Annotated in this window: 13 protein-coding genes; 8 read left to right on the forward strand and 5 right to left on the reverse strand. The window is 67.4% G+C overall.

The genetic code is table 11. From position 1 onward, the window contains the following. Positions 1–11: 11 nt before the first annotated feature. Positions 12–1,433, reverse strand: a complete 1,422-nt coding sequence (locus ACFPJ1_RS28460) for a DUF2252 domain-containing protein (RefSeq protein WP_380108547.1) — start codon at positions 1,431–1,433, stop codon at positions 12–14. Positions 1,434–1,536: 103 nt separating this feature from the next. Between ACFPJ1_RS28460 and ACFPJ1_RS28465 the strand changes: the two genes are divergently transcribed. From ACFPJ1_RS28465 to ACFPJ1_RS28490, 6 genes are all read left to right on the forward strand, one after another. After that, positions 1,537–1,878, forward strand: coding sequence for an ArsR/SmtB family transcription factor (locus tag ACFPJ1_RS28465; protein ID WP_380108549.1), 342 nt, complete (start codon positions 1,537–1,539; stop codon positions 1,876–1,878). Between the two features lie 3 nt (positions 1,879–1,881). Then, the gene (locus tag ACFPJ1_RS28470; protein ID WP_380108551.1) at positions 1,882–2,388 is read left to right on the forward strand and encodes an SRPBCC family protein; all 507 of its coding nucleotides are present in this window, start codon (positions 1,882–1,884) and stop codon (positions 2,386–2,388) included. Further along, entirely contained in the window at positions 2,388–3,008 is a 621-nt protein-coding gene (locus ACFPJ1_RS28475) for a dihydrofolate reductase family protein (RefSeq protein ID WP_380108552.1), read from the forward strand. The genes ACFPJ1_RS28470 and ACFPJ1_RS28475 overlap by 1 nt, the downstream gene beginning before the upstream one ends. A 356-nt stretch (positions 3,009–3,364) precedes the next feature. After that, entirely contained in the window at positions 3,365–3,856 is a 492-nt protein-coding gene (locus ACFPJ1_RS28480) for a DUF1269 domain-containing protein (protein WP_380108554.1), read from the forward strand. Between the two features lie 35 nt (positions 3,857–3,891). Next, a complete protein-coding gene (locus ACFPJ1_RS28485; protein WP_380108556.1) occupies positions 3,892–4,134 on the forward strand; it encodes a hypothetical protein in 243 nt (80 codons plus the stop codon). After that, complete coding sequence (locus tag ACFPJ1_RS28490) at positions 4,131–4,376, forward strand: hypothetical protein (protein ID WP_380108557.1); 246 nt, start codon at positions 4,131–4,133, stop codon at positions 4,374–4,376. The genes ACFPJ1_RS28485 and ACFPJ1_RS28490 overlap by 4 nt, the downstream gene beginning before the upstream one ends. Before the next feature lie 17 nt (positions 4,377–4,393). Here the strand turns inward: ACFPJ1_RS28490 and ACFPJ1_RS28495 are convergent, their stop codons facing one another. Beyond that, positions 4,394–6,928 carry a winged helix-turn-helix domain-containing protein gene (locus ACFPJ1_RS28495; protein WP_380108558.1) on the reverse strand — a complete coding sequence of 845 codons (2,535 nt, stop codon included), beginning with the start codon at positions 6,926–6,928 and terminating at the stop codon, positions 4,394–4,396. Positions 6,929–7,298: 370 nt separating this feature from the next. Between ACFPJ1_RS28495 and ACFPJ1_RS28500 the strand changes: the two genes are divergently transcribed. Both ACFPJ1_RS28500 and ACFPJ1_RS28505 read left to right on the forward strand, forming a co-directional pair. Beyond that, a complete protein-coding gene (locus tag ACFPJ1_RS28500; RefSeq protein WP_380108560.1) occupies positions 7,299–8,576 on the forward strand; it encodes an MFS transporter in 1,278 nt (425 codons plus the stop codon). Between the two features lie 88 nt (positions 8,577–8,664). Continuing rightward, positions 8,665–11,337 carry a helix-turn-helix transcriptional regulator gene (locus ACFPJ1_RS28505; RefSeq protein ID WP_380108562.1) on the forward strand — a complete coding sequence of 891 codons (2,673 nt, stop codon included), beginning with the start codon at positions 8,665–8,667 and terminating at the stop codon, positions 11,335–11,337. An 82-nt stretch (positions 11,338–11,419) separates the two neighbouring features. On the opposite strand, the gene ACFPJ1_RS28510 is transcribed toward ACFPJ1_RS28505, so the two are convergent. The 3 genes from ACFPJ1_RS28510 to ACFPJ1_RS28520 form a co-directional block, all read right to left on the reverse strand. Continuing rightward, entirely contained in the window at positions 11,420–11,920 is a 501-nt protein-coding gene (locus tag ACFPJ1_RS28510; RefSeq protein WP_380108564.1) for a DUF1269 domain-containing protein, read from the reverse strand. A gap of 335 nt (positions 11,921–12,255) precedes the next feature. Further along, complete coding sequence (locus ACFPJ1_RS28515) at positions 12,256–13,824, reverse strand: DUF1254 domain-containing protein (RefSeq protein WP_380108565.1); 1,569 nt, start codon at positions 13,822–13,824, stop codon at positions 12,256–12,258. A 104-nt stretch (positions 13,825–13,928) separates the two neighbouring features. After that, complete coding sequence (locus ACFPJ1_RS28520; protein ID WP_380108567.1) at positions 13,929–15,497, reverse strand: DUF1254 domain-containing protein; 1,569 nt, start codon at positions 15,495–15,497, stop codon at positions 13,929–13,931. Positions 15,498–15,656: the final 159 nt, after the last annotated feature.

A 15,656-nucleotide genomic window follows, 5' to 3' on the forward strand; every position in this document is an offset into this window, starting at 1 on the left:
AACACGCAGGGTCATAGTTCGGTAGCGGCCTTGACTGTCCCCGCGTCGGCCGCCGCCGCGAGTCTCTTGTGGTCGCGGTCGTTGACGTCGGCGTACGCAACGGCGAACTCTGCGATCGCGTGGTCGAAGGCGTCGGCCTTCCCCAGGTAGCCCGCGATGGCGACCTCGTCGCCGCCTCGGCCGTGCGCGCGAGCAAGAGTCCATCCGCACAAGGCGCCGTAGATGCCAAGGCCGCCGGGAGTCAGCTTCGACGGATCGATCTCGCCCTTCATGTCCCAGAGTTGCCGGAAGTAGTAGTCGTTTCCGTCCGGCGCTGTCGACCAGCCGAGGAGTGTGTCCGGCAAGGCCTGAAGCAGGCGCTGGCCGGCCACCACTCGATGCCCGTGATTCGGATAGCTGCTGCCTTCCAGGTAAGGCTCGAGAACGGACGCCTCTGCCTGCTTGACCTGAAGGAACAGCACGTCGTCCCGGCGCTTGCCGCGCAGGAGGACCACGTAACAGCGTGTGCCGACGCTGCCGACACCCACCACCTTCCGCGCCATGTCGACGATCTCGTACTGGTCTAGCAGCGCTCGACGGTCGTCTCCGAGGCTCGCCCGGTAGCTGTCGAAGGCCAACCGAATGCCCGCGTCAACCCGATCCGCGTCGGCAGCGGCCCACAGTTGCCGGACTGGGACCAGCAGCGGCGGGTGGCTGGCCAGACGTACCGTCGCGCCGTCGCTCTGGCACAGCCTGGCCAAAGCGACCCGACTGTTGTGTGCCCTCGCCTTCGCGAAGATCCTCGCCAGGCGATCAGGAGCAAGCTTTGGCGCCTCGACCCCGTACTCCGCCTCCAACTGCCCGGCTATGTCTGCTATTTGGTCCGACGACATGTGGAGAAACCAAAGCTCGAGCGTCGCCAACTGGGCGAAGCTCAGCACGGCTTCTCGGTAGCCGCGCACGGTCAACCGAGCCGCCTCACGTTGCCGGTCGCGCGGGAGGCCCTTCTGTCGAGCGGCAATGGCAACGCTCGCCGCCAGGCGTTTCACGTCCCATTCCCACGGCCCCGGCAGTGTCTCGTCGAAATCGTTCACGTCGAAGACGAGGTCACGCTCCGGCGATGCGAACAGTCCGAAGTTGACCAGGTGCGCATCACCGCACGCCTGTACCGCGATGCCGGTCGTGGGGCTCCCGGCAAGATCGTTCGCCATGATCGCGGGGCCGCCGCGGTAGAACGCGAACGGCGAGGAGAGCATCCGGCCGTAGCGAATCGGGAGCAGATCCTTCGCCCGGGTCTCGGCCTGTGCCTCGAGGATCTCGACGGGGTCGGGCCGATCGGGCGCCGGTTCCCACTCCGAGTGAATCCGCCGCGGCTGCCGCTTCCGAGCGGCCTTCCCCACCGCCCGCCGAGCCTGCGAACTCAGGTCGCGCGTACCGGCCGCGCTCTCGTCCATGACCTCAGGGTCGCAGGTCCGCCTGCCCGACGACAGGTGACGGCAAGCGGTCGCCTGATTCCTCCGGCTTGACGCATGCCGATATGGGCATATGATAGCGCCCATGGCACGAGCAGCGACGACGTCGGACGTCTTCAACGCGATCGCCGAGCCGCAGCGCCGGGTGATCCTGGCGCTGCTGCAGGCGGGTGAGCGGCCGGTGACCGAGTTGGCCCGGGAGCTGGGGATGACCCAGCCGCGCGCGTCCAAACACCTGCGGGTGCTCCGGGAGGTGGGGCTGGTGCGGGACCGCAAGGCAGGCAAGCAGCGCCTGTACGGCCTGGACGCCCGTGGGCTGCGGCCGGTCCACGAGTGGACCGGCGGGTTCGAGCGGTTCTGGAACGAGAGTTTCGACCGGCTGGACACCTACGTGCAGGACCTGAAGCAGACACGGCAGGAGGAATGACCGATGGCAGGAGCAAGGCAAGAAACGCGGGCGGAGCCGGCGACGGCCGACCGCGAGATCGTGATCTCCCGAGTCATCAGTGCCCCACGGGAGCTGGTGTTCGAGGCGTTCACCGAGGTCCGGCACCTGTCGCGGTGGTGGGGACCAGAGGGGTTTACCACCACCACGCGGTCCTTCGAGTTCCGCGTCGGCGGGGAGTGGGACTTCGTGCTGCACGGACCGGACGGGACGGACTACACCGAGTGGATCACCTGGACCGAGATCGTCCCGCCGGAGCGGATCGCGCTGCTCCACGGTGAGTCCCGCGGCGACGCGAACGCCTTCGAGTCGGTCCTGACGTTCGAGCCCGACGGTACGGCGACCCGGATCGAGATGCACACGGTGTTCCCCACCAAGGAACTGCGCGACGAGGCGGTCGAGAAGTACCACGCGATCGAGGGCGGCCGGCAGACCCTGAGCAACCTGGCTGCCTACGTCACCGAGATCGTTCGGAAGGGAGTTGAGGACTGATGGCCGGGAAGGTGTTCTTCAGCGTGTCCATGTCGCTGGACGGCTTCATCGCGCCCGAGTCCCTCGGGGACTTGATGGGGCAGCAGTGGATGGAACTGCAGGCGTGGATCTTCCCGCTGCGGTTCTTCCGGGAGAACCTCAACCTGGGCGAGGGCGGCGAGGAAGGGCGCGACAACGACATCGCCCGCGAGACGTTCGAGCGCACCGGCGCGAGCGTCATGGGCAAGCGCATGTTCGACGCCGGCGAGCAGATGTGGCCGGAGGAGGCGCCGTTCCACACGCCGGTCTTCGTCGTGACCCACGAGAAGCGTGACCCCTGGGAGCGCCCCGGCGGCACGACTTTCAACTTCGTCAACGACGGCATCGAGGCCGCGCTCGACCAGGCCCGCGAGGCCGCCGGCGACCGGGACGTCCGCATCGCGGGCGGCGGCGCAACGATCCTGGAGTACGTGAACGCCGGCCTGATCGACGAGTTCTCGATCGCGCTGTCGCCCGTGCTGTTCGGCGCCGGAATCCGCCTGTTCGAGGGCGTGGACGCGGGCCGCGTGGCCCTGGAGCCGGTCCGCGCGGAGCCCTCCCCGAGGGTGACCCACCTGACCTACGCCGTCCGGGAGCGGTAGGGCCGGATCGCAGCAGGTGCCGGCATCCGGTCACCGCCGGGTGACGTGGGACTAGCTCTTCGGGCGACAGAGCCCGCCCTCCTCACCCAACTGCAGATGCAGATCCATCCCGGCATCCTCGCAGGTCGGCTCGCACTGAACCCGCCCTCGGTGATGTGCGGCGGCGCCGGTCACCGTTGCTCGAGCACAGCTCTGTACGTCGCATCACCCGGCATGGATGATTCGCCGAATCAGTTGCGGTGTCGGGGCGGCACGGCCGACCCGGGCAGGCTCCGTTCACCCAGTGGGGATGAGGCGGTCGCGTCGCCATGGGCCGAGGCTGCAGTCGACGTACAGACCGATCCGAGGAGGACACGATGGCGACGCTGACTGTGTGGAAGTTCGACAGCCCCACGGCTGCCGACGAGGTGGTCGGGACGTTGGAGTCGTTGGCCAAGCAGGAGCTCATCACGGTCCACGATGCGGCGACGGTCTCGTGGGAAGAGGGCAAGAAGAAGCCCAAGACCCGGCAACTGCACAGCCTGGTAGGCGCCGGGGCGATGGGTGGCATGTTCTGGGGAATGCTGTTCGGACTGATCTTCTTCGTTCCGTTGCTCGGCGCGGCCGTCGGCGCCGCCTCTGGTGCGTTGGCCGGCTCGATGGGCGATGTCGGGATCGACGACGAATTCATCAAGAGCACGCGCGACCAGATCGCGCCGGGTACGTCGGCGGTGTTCCTGATGACCAGCGATGCCGTCCAGGACAAGATCAAGGCCGCCTTCGCCGACCGCGGTCTTCACGCCGAGCTCGTGAGTTCGAACCTCTCAGCTGACCAGGAAGCAGCCCTCCGCGAGATGCTCCCCCAGTAACCCGGCGCCGAGGACGACACCGGAGGGAGGCCCAGATGGCACTGACTACCTACGAGATCCGCATTGTCGGCCAGGTGCCGGCCGGGCTTCTCGCCCAGCTCGGCGATGTCACCGTTGCGGAGCTGGAGCTGAGGACAGTGCTGACCGGCAGGTTCACCGATCAGGCTGCGTTGCACGGGTTCTTGCAGCGCCTGCGTGCACTCGGTCTCGACCTCGTGGAGGTTCGATCGGTGGCCTCACCCGAAGACGAAGAGCCACAGGGCGAGGAGTCACCATGATCGAGCACCAGTGCGGTACGGCGTACGAGTTCACCGTCGCCGGCCCGATGGGTCCGTTGTTGCGCGCCGCGTTCCCCGGGCAGCGATTCGCCGCGATCGAGGCGTGCACGGTCATCCGGATGCAGGTCTCTCCTGACCGCGACCTGGATCTGGTGGATCTGGTCGGCCTGCTCGAGTCCGCGGGCGTAGTCGTCCAGGACCTCTATCGGGTCAGCCCGCTGGAAGCCGAGACACCGGCCTGAGGAGGAGCATCGGCTGACTACTCGGCCAGGAGTCCGAGTTCGCGGGCCCGGTGGACGGCCTGCCGACGAGTGCCGACGTCGAGCTTCCGATGGATCCGTTTGAGATGCGCCTTTACCGTGTTGACGGATACGTACAGCTCCGACGCGATCTCCGCGTTCGTCATCATCGTCGGCAGGTACCGAAGAACGATCAATTCACGGTCGGTCAGCGGTTCGGCCGGTACGCCGGATGGTGCGCCGGGTGACCTGAGCAGGCCCATGTCGACAAGGAGTTCGTCCGCGAAGTCGGTGAGATCCGGCCCCGAGTGCTCCAGCCACGTCAGCAGACGAGGTAGCTGTTCGGGGTCCAGGACGAGGAACGGTCTTCGGACCCCCTCCGGCCGAGCGGCCTCCAGCGCGAGGGCGAGCGCTCCCGCGGCGCGATTGTCTTCACGCAACCGGCCGGCCACCAAGGTCGTCAGGAGCCACACCTCGACGACGGCACTGCGCTCGACCGACTCGTCCCGAAGGCGCGCGAGAACCTCCTCGGCGCGGTGTGGCGCACCGCGGGCCAGGAACGCTCGCGCGAGGCAGACCTGCTCGCTGGCGAACGGCGTCGTCCGGTCGGTGGGAGACCCGAACCTGGTCAGGGCGGTGCCCGGGTCACCGGCCGCGAGGTCGATCTCGGCCTCGGTGATCGCGAGCCATCGTGCGAGGAAGACCGGTGGCGCCCACTCGGCGAACTTGTTCCTCAGGCGCGACAACTCCTCTCGTGCGGCGTCCACTCTGCCGACCGAGGCGTCCAGTCGAGCTTGTGCAAGGCCGATCGCGTACGTGGAAGTGACTTCCGCCGAAGCCGTCCGGGCCTCGCCCAGCAACCTGCGGGCGACGTCGAGGTTGTTCCACTGGAAGTGGACCATGGCCAGGGCCAGGTATGCGGTCGCCGCCTGTGGCATGGGTGCCCAGCCGCGAGCTTCGACGGCAGCGACTGCCTGAGCGGCGAACCCGAAGGCCTGCTGCAGCCGACCTGATGAAGCGGCAAGCAGCCCGAGATGCGCCAGTACGTTGATCCGGGCGACGTCTATCCGGGTCGCCTCGGCAACGCGAAGGCCATCCAGCAGACATGCTTCGGCGTCGGCAAAGCGACCGGACCAGAGCAACGCAGTACCGAGGTTTCCCAGCGCGACGGCACGATACTGATTCGCGGCCGGCATTGACATCCCCGGCCCGGCGAGCGCGTCGCAGGCGTCCGAAGCGGCCGACATCACGGCCGCGATGTCGCCACGTGCCCGTGCGGAAGGCAGCGAAAGCATCTTGATCGCGATATACGTGGGGATCCGTGACTCCGGACTGGCTGTGTCCAATCGCGCCTGAGCGAAGTCGACCTGCCGTTGCATGTCTTCGTGGCGGCCGGCGAACAGCAGGCGCCCGGCGGCGCACAGCGCCATCTCTGGGCTGTCAGCGAGGAGGTGGCTGGGAATGCGAGCCAGGATGGCGTCAAGCTCCGTCCGTTCGGACGAAACCAGCAAATGCATGGCTTGCCTGACGAAGAGACGGCCCAGCAACTGCCAGTCGGCCGCCTCGGCAGCTTGGCGCAGCGCCTCCAGCGGGTGTCCGTTCTCAGCGAACCAGAGGGCGGCGCGCCGGTGCAGGCCGGGCAGGCGCCCAGGATCGTCGACCGCCAGCCGATGGTGCAGCATCTCGCGAAGCATCGGGTGGTACCGGTACCACTGCCGGTCCGGGCCGAGACCGACCACGAAAGCGTTGGATTTCTCGAGCATCTCCAGGAACTGCAGACCGCGCGGCTCGTCGGACAACACTTCGGCCAGTCCGCCGTTCAGCCGCTCCGCGACAGAGGTCCGCAGCAGGAACCTCCGCAGCGCGGGTGGCTGGTTGTCGAACACCTCCGCGGCCAGGTAGTCGGAGACCGCCTGGTCGTCGCCGGCGAAGTCGGCCGGGGTCCGGCCTGGCCCCAGCCCGTTGAGGAAGAACGCGGCCAACCGCACCCCGGCCGGCCACCCTTCGGTGCGGTCGACGAGTAGCTGGGCCTCGTGTGGAGCAACCAGGACACCCTCCGCGGCAAGCAGCGAGGACGCCTCGGCGACGCTGAACGCGAGATCCGTGGATCGGATCTCAGCGAGATCTTCCGTCATCCTGAGCCGGTGCAGTGGCAGGGCGGGATCTGCCCGGGTCAGGAGCACCATCCGCAGCTGACGCGGCGGGTGCCGCAGCAACTCGGCCAGGCGCGAGAGCACGACCGGTTCCTGCAGGACCTGGAAGTCGTCGAGAACGACCACGACCGGGGCGCGCAGCCCGTTCAGGCCCGCGAGGAGCAGGCGGAAGCTCTCGTCCTCGCTGCCGAGTCCCGGCGCCAGCTCAGCCAGTGGGTTGCCTCGGGGAATCAGCACCGCGCTGCGGATGGCCGTCACCAGATACGACCAGAACGACCCTGGATCGTTGTCGCTCTCGTCCAGGGAGAACCAGACCACCGGGCCGGCAGAAGGTCCGGAGGCCGCCCAGGAAGCGGTTGCCAGCGTCTTCCCCCAGCCCGCGCCGGCGCTCACGACCGTCATCGGCCTGCGGGTTCCGGCATCCAGCAAACGATTGATCTGTGGGCGGGCGACATACGACGACGGGACCCGTGGTCGTGCCAGCTTCGTCGCCCGCAACTCGAACTCCGCCGCCTCCGGAGGCGGCGGCGGTAGACGTCCTGCCGCACCGATTGCCATATCCCCCGACCTGTCGACCGCCCGCTCCCTGCTCGAACTGCCGTCGCCGGACAGGTCGGGTCGCGGGTGCTGCTGCCGGTCGCCAGTCCGGCACGGTAGACCGGACTGCGCGCCCCCAGGGTCAGCCTGATCGGTACACATGCTACGTGAGGTCCGCCGGATACCACCCGTAACGGGCCAGGCCGTTTCGGGCGGCTCGGTTCACGATGATGGCGTGACCTTCCGAGTCAAAGGTGGCGGTCGGCCGATCATCGCGACCTGCATCGCCAATGCCATCGAGTGGTACGACTTCGCGGTCTACGGGGCACTCGCGTCGGTCCTCGTCGCCGTCCTGCTACCGCCGGGCCAGGGGGACGGCGGGCTGACGGCGATCTTCGCCGTGTTCGCGACGTCCTTCCTGGCGCGACCGATCGGGGCATTGCTGGTCGGAACGCGTGCGGACCAAGTCGGGCGACGCCGCGTGCTGGCTGCCATGATCCTTCTGATGGCCGGCGCTACTGCTGCGATCGGTCTTCTTCCGCCCTGGTCAGCCGTCGGAGTCCTGGCACCGTTGTGCCTCGTGATCCTTCGCCTGGTGCAGGGATTCGCGTCCGGAGGCGAGGTCACCGCGTCCATCGCCTACCTTCTCGAATCGTCACCTGGACGTCGTTGGGGCTACTACGGAGGCTGGCACACGGCGACCACCGCGCTCGGGGTCGCCGCTGGGCTGACGGCCGCCGCGGTCGTCTCGGCCACGCTGTCGACGGCCGATCTTGAGCATTGGGGATGGCGGATCCCCTTTCTCGTCGCTCTCCCACTGGGTCTGGCCGGCATCTATATCCGGTTGCGCCTGGACGAGACGACTGCGTTCGAGCAGGCCGAAAGGAGTGCGGCGACCATCCGGATCGCCTGGCGCGAGCACACTCCGGCTGTCTGGACGGGCTTCGTCCTGGTGAGCGTTCTCGCGGGCGCATTCAACATCTGGTTCGTTTTCCTACCGTCGTACGTCGTCGCCGAGGACATCCACGCCCTGCCCGTGGCCTTGACCTGCGCAGTAGCCGGGCTGGCGGCGGCCGCGGTAGCAGCCCCGCTGTGGGGGATGCTGTCCGACCGGGTCGGGAGGCGCCCGCTACTGGTGGCCGGCACCCTGCTCCTGTGCCTGCTCGCAGTGCCTGTGTACGAGCTGGTGGTCCAGGGCTCGATCCTCCGGCTGCTCGTGGCCGACCTTGCGATCGGGATCCTCCTTGGCACGCTGGTGATCTCCGCGCACATCGCGGAGCGGTTCCCCGTCACCGTCCGTGCGAGTGGCATCGCGCTGACGTACGGCTTGGCGACAGCGCTGATCGGCGGCACGGCCCCGGTCGTGGCCAGCCTGCTGGCCCAGCACGGATTCTCCCTCGGCATCCCCCTCTACCTGCTCGGCCTCAGCGCGGCCGGACTCATCGCAGCGCTGCACGCCCCACCGGCCGTGGCATCCGCGGACACCTGGACCAGCGGCACCCGGATCGGGTGATGCCGTAGATCGAATGCCGCGAGAAGGTAGCTCCCAGGGCGGACGAGAAAGTCTGGTGGGGCTGATGAACGCGATGCGAGCTGCCGCGATGAGGGCCGAGGGGGGCCGAGACGACCCTCTGCGCGCGGTCAGGTACGCAATCCCAGGGCCTCCGAGGGCGTACGTCGAACGCCGGCGACTGACGGCGCGGCTGGACCGGGGCGCCGAGCTCCCGCTGACCCTGGTCAGCGCTCCCGCAGGCAGTGGGAAGACCGCATTGGTCGCCTCGTGGGCGACGAAACGCCAAGCACCCGGCGGCACGGCGTGGATCACCTTCGAGGAGCGGGATGCGTCGGCCAAGTCGTTCTGGTCGCACGTTCATGAGTCACTCCGCCGGCTAGGCGTGGTTCTGCCGGTCGCGCGCTACGACACCCCGCGCGCGCACTCCCGGATGCTCACCAGGCTCGCCGATGCGCTCGCCGGGCAGACGCATCCGCTGACCCTTGTACTCGACGGCTACGAGCTCGCAACCACGGAGGAGTCGAGCGACATCGACTTCCTCTTACGGCACAGTGGTCAGCGCCTGCGGGTCGTGCTCCTGACTCGTGTCGACCCGGTGCTCCCGTTGCACCGCTATCGGTTGGCCGAGATGATGACCGAGGTACGGATGGCGGATCTCGCGTTCACCGAGGAGGAGACGTCGCGGTTGGTACGACAGTCGGGGATCAACCTCAGCGCGACTTCGATCAGCGCAGTAGCCCGTCGCACCAGAGGCTGGGCCGCAGGTCTCCGCTTCGCGAGCATGTTCCTCGAGAGCAGCGGCAATCCGGACCAGGCCGTCGACCAGTTGGTCGGCGACACGGGCAACATCGCCGAATACCTCATGGCCGAGATCTTGCAGACACAACCCGCGCCGGTGCGGGCATTGCTGCTGCGCACCAGCATCGTCGACGTTCTTCAGCCCGGGCTGATCGATGAGCTCGGCGGACGGTCAGCAGCACGCACGCTCGCTTCGCTGGCACGGGGCAACATGCTTGTCGAGGCGCTGACGGATCACCCTGGCTGGTATCGCTACCACCCGTTCCTGCGAGATCTCCTGCGCGCCGAACTCGTCCACCGATCGCCCACCGGTCTGGTGCGCCTGCACAAGCAGGCCGCTCAGTGGTACGCGCGCCACGGATTCCTCCGCTGCGCCGTGGGAATGGCTGCTGCCGTCGAGGCTTGGAGCGATGCTTCGGCGTACGTCATCGACGACCTCGCCATCGGAAAGGTCCTGCTGGGCAACGACCCGGACGGTCTGAACGACGACCTCAGGAAGATGCCTCGCGACATCAGAGATCCCGCCGCGTCGGTCGTCAGGGCTGCGCTGGCCCTGGCTGACCACAAGACCGACCGCTGCGCAGAGGCACTGGGGAGTATCGGCGAGACAGCTGCACCCGAGTCAGCCCACAGTCGCGCTGTCAAGCTGTCAGCCGCCATCGTCCGAACGGTCAGATCAGGTCTGCTCAACGATCCGGAGACCGTCACCCATGCGGACCTGGCTCAACACGAGCTCAGCAGGCTGGAGCACGAGAGGGTCATCGCACATCCTGAGCTGACCGCGCTCGTCCAGGCCAGCAACGGAAAGGCGCTGTTGCGCGGCGGTGAGATCGGCGCCGCGCGGGCAGCCCTCGCGTCAGCGGCCCGCGTGCAGGCACCGGGATGCGAGGCGTTGACGGTGTCGTGCCTCGGGTACCTGGCCCTGATCGAATCCCACCAAGGGCAGCTTCGTCGTGCTCACGACTGGGCCTCGCAGTCGGCGTCCGTCGCCCAACAGACCGGCCTTCCGTCAGTGGGTTGGCCGTCGGCGGCAGAGATCGCTCTTGCCCAGGTGAGCACAGAACGCTACGACCTGCGCGCCAGTCGCGAACACCTCAGAGCAGCACTCCGTTCGTACGACGTGAGCGATGATCCGGTAGTTCAGGCGTCGTCGGCCATCGTGCAGGCCCGCCTGCTCCGCGCGCGCGGGGAAGTGGACCAGGCGATCGCCCTCCTCGAGACGATCGACACTCGATCGGAAGGCAATGCCGACTGGCCTTGCGGGCTGCTCTTGCTCGAACTGGCGATGCTGAAGGTCGTGCAAGGCGAACCCGAGGTCGCGGTACGCATGATCGACCAGCCGAATGGCTGGGATGAGGCCACGAGGTCGCTGGTCCTCGGTCACGCACAGGTGGAACTGGAAGACTGGGTCGGTGTCGAGAAGTCGGTGTCGGCGATCCTGGACCACGGCGGCCAGGAGGAGACTTCGCTGCAGTCCCTCGTGGGTGGGCGACTGCTGGAAGTCGCTTACGAGCTGCACCGTCACCAGCCAGGACGGGCGAGGGTCGCGCTCAACCGCGCTCTGCGTCTTGCTGAGCCGGAGGACCTGCGCCGGCCGTTCCGTGAGGCTCCTGCGGCCGTCCGGCGATTCCTGGAAACCGACACCACGCCGTCCGATCGGAACGCACTGATCGGATCGGAGGTGGAGTCGGGTCCCAAGGCCCTCACCCGGCGAAGCGTTCCGGCGGGAAGGAGCACCGACGAGGTGCGCTACGAGTCCCATATCGAGCCACTCACGGCGAAGGAGCTGGAAGTGCTCGGTCACCTGTCCGAGTTGCTGACCACCGAGGAGATTGCGACGGTGATGTTCATCTCGGTGAACACCGTCCGTTCGCACGTCCGCAGCATCCTTCGCAAGCTCGCGGTCTCACGCCGGAACGACGCCGTACGACGTGCCCGTGATCTCAGCCTGGTCCCCGGCTGAGCTGGAGCATTTGAAGTCGTCGGAGTGCGTCGTACCGCAAGCCATCGGTACGACGAGCAGGGGACCAGCGGCGGCCGGCGGACTACTTGGCGGCCTTCTTGACCTCAGTCGCGCTGTCCGCGTCGACCTCTTGCTTCATGACCTTGTCGGCATGTGACAGCGCCTTGTCGACGTCCGCGACCCACTGTTCCTCGAACAGCGCCACGATCCCCGAACTGTTGGGCGGGAGGGTGTCTTCGACGTCAGCCTTGATCTCCTTCTTGTCCCGGTGGGACTTGAGGCCACCGATTCCAAGTCCTGCCCCCGCACCGACCAGTGCGCCGGCCAGCAGGCTGGGTGGGAAGATCAGGCCGATGATCGCACCACCGACCGCGCCCCAGGCGGCGCCTTTGCGGGCTGTGTGGAAGTCGTCGTCGACGTTGATCTTGCCGTCGGCGTCACGGCTGACCAGGACGAGCCCGTCGACCTTGATCACGTCGTCCTCGGCGAGCTGCTTGATGGCGTCCCAATCCTCCTGGGCTCCCTTCGCGTCCGGGTAGGCGGCGATGTACAGGTCGACTGGAACGTTGCTGTCAGATCCCACGATTTCTCCTCTGATCCGGCGACCGGCACGGGGACCGGCCACACGATGTTCAAAACACTGTCCGTCGCGCGGATACCACGCAGAGCGCGCGGCCAGTGACTCACCGAGGACCGCACGACGTACGAGGTACCTCTCGCCCTCACAATCCCTCCGGCTCCGGCGGATGGCCTCACCCCGGGCGGACTAGGCGCACCCACCGCCCGTTCAGGATGATGTTGCGATCGGTCAATCGAGGGCGTGGATGGTGTAGGCCACCGCGAAACCGAGCGTGGTGACGACCCCGGCCAGCTTGCCGCCGTGCTCGAACGCCTCGGGCATTCTGGAGGCCCAGCGGGCTAGGTCACCGGTTCGACCTCGCCCGCTCGCCAGGTCTTGTCGAAGAAGGGCTGCAGCGGGCTGTACAGGCGCAGGATGATGAACCAGCCCTTCTCCGGGTCGGTCTGGACCCAGTTGCCGGGGGCAGCACCATCGGGCCGGGTCGGCGAGAAGTAGACGACGGTGCTGCCGTCGGCCTCGGCCTCCGCGGCGGGTGACGGGTACTCCTGGCTGCCGGCACGGGGATACAGCTGCTCGGTCTGCAGCATCGAGCGGGTCTGGTTGTCATAGAGCGTGACCGACCAGAACCGGGCCGCCGGGATGTCCTTGGGCAGGCGCAGCCGGTAGGTCTTCGCACCGTCGAAGGGTTTGCCGGTGGCATCGACGTTGCCGATCAGGTACTGCGAGCCGACGCCGGTCAGCCGCATGCACATGGCGGGCGTGATCCCGGTTGCGGTGTAGAAGAACGAGGTCCGTGAGTGCAGGCGGCGGGCGCCCTTGTTCGGATAGGGCTTGATCCCGTCCTTGGTGATCTCGGGCGGCGGGTTGGTGAACTCGAACCCACCGACCCACAGCGAGATCCACCAGGCAGAGTCGCCGTCGTAGTAGCGGAAGCCCTCCGTCGGGTGGGCGCCCATCCCGAGCGTCCGGGAGGCGGCGTTGCCCACGGCAACCGCATCATCGAGGATCGCCCGCATCCGCTTGTCAGGGGCGAACTTCTCGTCCTTGACGATCCCGATCGCGGCGAACTGACCGGCGATCTCGGTGTCGAGCGCCTCGGCCGGCTCCAGCTGCACCAAGGCGTCGAGCAGCTCATAGTGGCCGAAGTCGTTGGGCGGGACGGTGTTCATCGCCAGCCCCGTGCCGTCCACGAACCGGGGGCTCTGCGGACTGGCGGCTTGACCGAGCCGACCCTTCCCCGTCAGGAAGGCGCCGATGCTGCTGCCGACGCCGCCGGGGGCGTAGGGATAGATCTTGGTCCGCTCCTTGATCTGGTCGACCGTCGGTCCGGGGTTGTTGCCGGGGTTCTCGTTGATGAACGAGCGACCGAGCAGGATCGCGAGGTGGGTGCGCGAGTGGCGGACGTAGTACCCGCCTTCGGGCAGCGGCCCGTCGTACCCGGGGCCGACCAGCAGGTAGGTGCCGCCCTGGCCGCGATCCGCACCGGGCAGCCCGAAGTCGCTGATCCAGCGGAACCACATGTCGTCGATGACACCCAAGGCGTCCGGGGGTGTTTCCACCACCAATGGACCGTCGGACAGGTCGAGGAAGGAAAGGTAATACACCGTGTCGGCGTTCGCGGTCAAGAACAGCGACCGGGAGTCCATCAGCTCGGAGAAGATCAGTACATCGCCGTCATTGATGCCGGCTTCGAGGAACCCCTTCCGCAGGGCGTAGGTCGACACGCCCTGGATCGAGTGCATGAAAGCCTCGACGCCGTGCAGGTAATCCAGATGGTCGCGCAGCTTGTCCGCAGTCGCACTCGTCGGGTAACCGTCGGTGAACTCCAGGGGGCCCATCGCCGTCTCAACGGCCGATGGAGTCGTGATCGCTGCGGGTACGGGCGTTTTGGTCACAGCACCGGGCATCGCGGCCTCCTCCAGATCGGTTCTTCTAGCTGGAACGTAGTTTTCGGGCCCAGGCAGGGTCATCACGCTGATTGGGTGAAGATCGCGCTGCGCCGGCAGGCGCGCTACTTTGCTGCTTCGATCTCGCCTGGTCGCCAGGACTTGTCGAAGAAGGACTGCAGCGGGCTGTAGAGGCGGAGGAGGGTGAACCAGCCCCTTTCGGGGTCGGTCTGGATCCAGTTGCCCGGAGCCACGCCATCGGGCTTGGCGGGCGAGAAGTAGACGACGGTCGAGCCGTCGGCCTCGGCCTCGGCGGCGGGTGAGGGGTACTCCTGGCTACCGGCACGGGGATAGAGCTGCTCGGTCTGCAGCATGGAGCGGGTCTGGTTGTCGTAGAGGGTGAGCGACCAGAAGCGTGCGGCGGGAATGTCCTTGGGCAACCTGAGCCGATAGGTCTTCGCACCGTCGAAGGGTTCCCCGTCGGGGTCGACGTTGCTGACCAGGTACTGCGAGCCGACGCCGGTCAGCCGCATGCACATGGCGGGGGTGATGCAGGTCGCGGTGTAGAGGAACGACGTGCGACCGTGCAACCGGCGGGCGCCCTTGTTCGGGAAGGGCTTGATCCCGTCCGCGGTGACCAGTGGCGGCGGGTTCTTGAATTCGAACCCACCGACCCACAGCATGTTCCACCATGCGGAGCCACCCTCGTAGTACCGGAAGTCGTCGCTCGGGAGGGCCCCCATCCCGAGGGTCCGGGATGCGGCGTTGCCCACGGCCGCCGCCTCGTCGAGGATCGCCCGCATCCGCTTGTCAGGGGCGAACTTCTCGTCCTTGACGATCCCGATCGCGGCGAACTGACCGGCGATCTCGGTGTCGAGCGCCTCGGCCGGCTCCAGCTGCACCAAGGCGTCGAGCAGCTCATAGTTGCCGAAGTCGGCGGGTGGAATGGTGTTGAACGCCAGCCCCGTCCCCTCTACGAAGCGGGGGCTCTGCGGACTGGCCGGCTGACCGAGACGACCCTTCCCCGTCAGGAATGCACCGATGCTGCTGCCCAGACCTCCCGGCTGGTAGCGGTAGATCTTCAGCTGCTCCTTGACCTTGGCGACGGTCGCGCCGGGGTCGTCGCCGGGGTTCTCGTTGATGAACGCACGCCCGACCATGGTCAGGTGGTTCGTGCGCGAGTGGCGGGCGTAGTACCCGCCTTCGGGTAGCGGCCCGTCGTACTCGGGGCCGACCAGCAGGTAGGTGCCGCCCTGGCCGCGATCCGCACCGGGCAGGCCGAAGTCGCTGATCCAGCGGAACCACATGTCGTCGAAAAGGCCCAGCGTGTCGGCCGGAGTCTCCACCACCAGCGGTCCCTGCGACAGGTCGAGGAAGGCCCAGAAGTAGACCGTGTCGGCGTTGCCGGTGAGGAACAGCGATCGGGAGTCCATCAGCTCGGAGCAGATCAGCACGTCACCGTCCGCGATCCCGACCTCGAGGAACCCCTGCCGCAGGGCGTAGGTCGACACACCCTGGAAGGTGTTCAGGTATGTCTCGACGCCGTGCAGGTAGTCCAGGTGGTCGCGCAGCTTCTCTGCGGTGCCACCCGTGGGGTAGCCGTCGGTGAACTCCAGAGCCCCGATCCCTGCCTCCACCCTCGATGGAGTCGTGATCGCTGCGGGCACGGGGGTCTTGATCACATCGGCGGGCATCGCGGCCTCCTCCAGATCGGTTCCTATGGCTGGAACGTAGTTCTGGCCCTTGCCCCGGTCATCACGCTGACTGTGTGAATTCACATCATGTGAGTGATGCGGGAGGTGCAGCTCCGCCGTTCAATGGCACTGTCCCGAACCGGGACTAGTCCGACGACG

This window comes from Kribbella qitaiheensis (assembly GCF_042657745.1).
Taxonomy (GTDB): Bacteria; Actinomycetota; Actinomycetes; order Propionibacteriales; family Kribbellaceae; genus Kribbella; species Kribbella qitaiheensis.